Annotated in this window: 4 protein-coding genes; 1 reads left to right on the forward strand and 3 read right to left on the reverse strand. The window is 39.0% G+C overall.

The features are described from left to right. Window positions 1–204: 204 nt before the first annotated feature. On the forward strand, window positions 205–1,515 hold the full coding sequence (locus OCV81_RS17505; RefSeq protein ID WP_148331113.1) for a hypothetical protein: 1,311 nt from the start codon (window positions 205–207) through the stop codon (window positions 1,513–1,515). 26 nt (window positions 1,516–1,541) lie between these two features. Here OCV81_RS17505 and OCV81_RS17510 read toward each other — a convergent pair whose 3' ends face one another. The 3 genes from OCV81_RS17510 to OCV81_RS17520 form a co-directional block, all read right to left on the reverse strand. Next, window positions 1,542–2,636 carry an HIT family protein gene (locus tag OCV81_RS17510; RefSeq protein ID WP_262640543.1) on the reverse strand — a complete coding sequence of 365 codons (1,095 nt, stop codon included), beginning with the start codon at window positions 2,634–2,636 and terminating at the stop codon, window positions 1,542–1,544. A 4-nt stretch (window positions 2,637–2,640) separates the two neighbouring features. Next, the gene (locus OCV81_RS17515; protein WP_262640544.1) at window positions 2,641–3,714 is read right to left on the reverse strand and encodes an HNH endonuclease domain-containing protein; all 1,074 of its coding nucleotides are present in this window, start codon (window positions 3,712–3,714) and stop codon (window positions 2,641–2,643) included. A 79-nt stretch (window positions 3,715–3,793) separates the two neighbouring features. Further along, a complete protein-coding gene (locus OCV81_RS17520; RefSeq protein WP_148331115.1) occupies window positions 3,794–4,450 on the reverse strand; it encodes a hypothetical protein in 657 nt (218 codons plus the stop codon). Window positions 4,451–4,717: the final 267 nt, after the last annotated feature.

A 4,717-nucleotide genomic window follows, 5' to 3' on the forward strand; every position in this document is an offset into this window, starting at 1 on the left:
AAGTATTAACTTTGCCAACGACACTGAATACTAACTGGGGAGTGAACGGATATCACCGGAAATGCTGAACGGGTATCCGCCGGAATATGCACTCTCCTGATCGAAATCTGTGTTACCCATCCATGTTCTGAAGAAAAAATCAATTCAAAACTTCCCATTATTGAAATCCCTGTAAGTTCTGAGGACGATATAAAAGAAATCGAAATGAATACTGAACTGAAGGGAGACAAATATAATATTACATTAAAGGATGCATACAAACCGTTAGAAATAGAGTATCCTGTGCAAAAATATGCTCTTTTCAGTTCAGGTAAATACCACAATGAGGATTGCTATAAAACAACATGTAAAGAAATCACTATGCCTCAATATAAACAGGCACTTTTAGAAATCTCTGTTTACAACCAACACTTTGACAATAATTACTTCCTCCTTTATGCACAATCTTTAGGATATAATATTAAGGACTGCTCTATTTGCCAGCATTATAAATATATTCAAAATTGGTATTCAAGCTATCCTTTATGTATGCAATACAAGAAACACCATACACCCAAAAGTCCCCATTTTTTATACGCCTATAGATGTCCATATTACACAATCAACCGTAGTTTTTATCAAGAATACAAGAGTTGTGTAACGGAATCTCAAATCAAAGTCATAACGAATAATCCAAATGCTTTTAATAATTTAAGTTTCGAATCTTTATATTTGCAACACATAAACCGTATGCTAACAACAAGCATAGAAACCTTATCTAAGTATTTCAAACATCAGAAACTTTGGTTACGTACCGAAAAAAGTGACATAAATCTAGCAGAATATTATGATTCCTCTAAATGCTCTAAAGAGAATGAGTTGGTATATTATTTACGACTCTATCACTCAAGAAAAACAAATAGACCTCCTTTACTGATATATTGCATTGAAGGAAATTGTAGTTACGATACCCAAAGTACTTCAGCTAAATCTATCTGTTTAAAGATCAAGAAGGAAACCGACATACAATATTTTATCGCTGAAAATGGGATGATTCTATGTGCATGCCACATAATTTCTTTCCACAATATCCTACTAAAAGCTCCTACTAAAACCAATATTGAGTTACATAACACTGAAATATCTATCAATAACGAAGAACCACATTTCCCCAAAGACTATAAAGAGAACATACTTTCTTTGCTAGAAAAAGAGTTTACTTCAAAGACCATCTTTATTGAAAGATTTGACCAAAAGCGCCTCGATTTAAAATCATTATTTAACCACTGTACAATATCTGAAGAAAAGGGGACTAAAATGCTGAAGTTATATAATAATGACAATCAAGCATATAGTCCCCTCTATATTCAACCCTGTTTCAGGTACGACTCTCCTCAACAGCGAATCCCAACTATTATCCTACGACTTGATATGAATGAAAAATGGAAAAATATCTCCTATCAAGGTTGTCTGCTACTTATAGAAGGACCAAGTGGTGGCTTTTACAACATCAAAGATCTGTTTGAACAGACATAAAAATTACTCTTAACAACCAATCTTTTTCAATTAATTTTCCCCAGCTTCTTCAAGCGGCTGCGGATAGCTCCCTGAGTACGTTCAAACATCTCGGCAAGCGCACTTATGCTATTCCCTTCATCATACAACCGACAAAGCAACTTGTCGGCCTCTTCCTCCCACGGAATATATGCGTTTCCATGCTCATTCCTCTTCTCCTCAACCGTATAAGCCTTCTTCTTCTCCGGCTGCACGGGCGAAGAGAGGGTTTCCTTCGCATTGTAACTCTGCTTGGACGGAATGACACCCCTTACCCCGCCTTTCGGATTGGGCACATCCCCCTTGTAGCGAGGAATCAGGTGCATGTGTACGTGAAAGACCGACTGCCCGGCTGCCTCGTTCACATTGATGCCGATATTATACCCATCCGGATGATACCGTTCGTCCACCTTCTGCTTCACATACTGAAGCATCACATTCATGGCCTCCCGTTCGTGATGGGTCAAGTCAAAATAAGAAGCCACATGCCGCTTGGGAATGATCAACGCATGCCCTTGCGACACCGGATAGCCATCGTAGAACGCTACACAAGTGGCCGTCTCACAGATGATTTCCACCTTGCGCGACAGCCGGCAGAAAGGACAGGTCTCCCCTTCCTTCCGTGGCAGCTTGTTGAAATGATGATACTCGTAAAGCTCATAGCTCGCGTTCCGTTCCAGACTCAGGAAAGGCAAACGCACATTGCATTGATAGGTGTACTGGCGATAGATGGCATGCAACCTGAATCCTTCTTCCGTCAGGTCACGACGCACGGCAAAAAAGGCCGTTCCTGTGGGAGAAAGAAGATTGGTCACGTTCATCATCACTTCGGCCTGCGCGTAGGGTTCCAGCACGTTCAGCACATAGTTGCACAAGATGGTATCGAACTTTCCTTCCGGATATTCAGGCCGGTAATAATAGTCATACCCCACAATGTCATATCCCTGCCGTTTCAATTCGTCTGTGTCAAATCCATACCCGCAACCAAAGTCCAGAATGCGTCCCTTCAGCAGACTGTGCTGAAGCAAATAACGGGTGGGCGCAGAAAGGCTAGTGCGCTTGATGGCAGTCAGGTAAGGATGGTTTATTTTTTCAGGTTCCATAATATTAGTATTTCCAGGTTTCAAAGCCCATGTTCTGGGCAATTTGGTGCATCGGTCCGAACGTACGCCTATACACCTCTAAAAACTCTTCCTCATTCATGTTGACAAACTCCTTCGGGGTATATCCCAAAGACAGGAAGTCTTCCAAAATTGCAGGCTGATACCCTGCCTGCATCGAGATTTTCAAAGAATGATGCTGCAATTTAGCCAATTTCGGTAAGTAAATATCCAAATCCGGCAAATAATTGCTTTTGGAAGAGTTGATACTTCCATCAGCAGGAATCAGATTCCAAAGCAAGTCATGAGAAACAAAACTCCAGGGGATGAAATGGTCCAGTTCATAGTCGGAAGCATGCAACTCATGTCCCGTATAAATACAGCGTACAGGTCCCCCTAGTTGTATCACCTTATTCCAATAACGATGCGGATTTGCCAACGAGCTCCTGCTTTCCGGTCGGATTAACTTACTGGAGATGGCAGGGACATTCGGATTTCTCACTTGCAAGAACTGTGTCAAGTTCCAATAAGTGAAATCCATCAGAATCCGATAATGAGTATGCAGGTACTCATCCCATATCGGATTGAGTTCGATATAAAAATCCATCTTCTCCTTATGGATGGAATAGAGGCATCCGTTCTCCCGATTCTGCGAACGCCACATGATTTCCCGGTTGTTATGGGCCGCATTTATCCAGGGATACAAAAAACAGTATGGCACATACACTGTCAGTCGACGCAGTTTACTTTTTACCGATTTATTTTCCAGTTTCTCCTGAAGCTGCCCAATCACCTCCTCACAACTTGCATCAATCGGTATCTGCGTTTCTTTCTGCAACTCGGTGACAATCTCAAACAACGAATCGTTTTTCCCGAATGACAGCCGGAAATAGTGTATCGGATACCAGGCATTGGCCACCATGCGGACCATAATGTCCCATACGTTTATATGCAAATTTTCCGTGCGGGCATGTATCTGCAAGATGGACAAGAACCAGAAGAACTTATAGGTGGCCGAGGTGGTATCGAATACTCGGTTAAGGCATCGGGTGGTAAGTATTTGCGATTGTGGTATTTGCATAAGGATTTCTTTTAATAATTCCTCTCATCAAAGTAACTAAAAAATACTCTACAAGTATAATATCACATATAGCATATAATCATAGGCGACTAAGTATCAGCCCTTTATATACCCCTTCAAATATAGAATATGTTTTATCATCAGTTAACTTAAATTGGATTTTAAGTTCCATTTTGGCTGCAACAGTTTTTATACAACTAATAATATTAAAATAGCAATTATCTTTTATTTCCGTACTTAAGAAATCACTAAGAGTACATGGAATAAAGAGGTATTCATTATCATTTAACATATTAAGACTTCTTTCCCTATCCGTATATGTATCAATTCTATCATCATCACCATGTGGTGCAATCGCAAAAACTAATTTAGATCCTTTTGCTATCAACGATAATAATGATTTTAGATCAGTTGAAAAAAGGTTAGACTTATTAGCAAAATAAACCATTAAGATATCGCACATATCAATATCAAAACTACATAAATTATATGGCAACCATAGTTTATCTTTATTAGTTAACCCTTGTTGAAGTAAAATGTTATATTGCTCTATAACCCATTCATTTAATATTCTTGTTTCAAATTTTCCATCACGTTTGGCTGTCTCCGGTTCTGTAGAAATATATCCTATATAAAGCCCCATTCCACTATCACTAGAAAAAGTTGATAATCCCCCTACCGTACGAATACTCATATATGAAAAATGACGTTGATAGAGTGTATTTAATGCAGCCAATCCTATAATTTGCCCATTATGATAAATATAGCGCAACCGATTATAATTACTATCTATATATTTTACATACCTCTGCTCTTCATGATGTCTAGCATACGTTGCATCTATTAGCCATTGGCGTTTATCAAAGTTCTCAGAATATATGTTAACATGTATTTTCCCAAAAGAATTTCCTAATTCATTAGAGTTTATATCGAATAATTGATTAAAGCGTTCTTTGACTTATCTTTGTGGTCTAAAAGGTTCAATTGATGTATTACGACAAGA

This window comes from Phocaeicola fibrisolvens, from assembly GCF_025567125.1.
Lineage (GTDB): Bacteria > Bacteroidota > Bacteroidia > Bacteroidales > Bacteroidaceae > Phocaeicola > Phocaeicola fibrisolvens.

Excerpts from the sequence above, each read along its gene's own strand:
- OCV81_RS17515 (WP_262640544.1), bottom strand. The coding sequence starts at position 3,714 with ATGCAAATACCACAATCGCAAATACTTACCACCCGATGCCTTAACCGA.
- OCV81_RS17505 (WP_148331113.1), top strand. The coding sequence starts at position 205 with ATGAATACTGAACTGAAGGGAGACAAATATAATATTACATTAAAGGAT.
- OCV81_RS17510 (WP_262640543.1), bottom strand. The coding sequence starts at position 2,636 with ATGGAACCTGAAAAAATAAACCATCCTTACCTGACTGCCATCAAGCGC.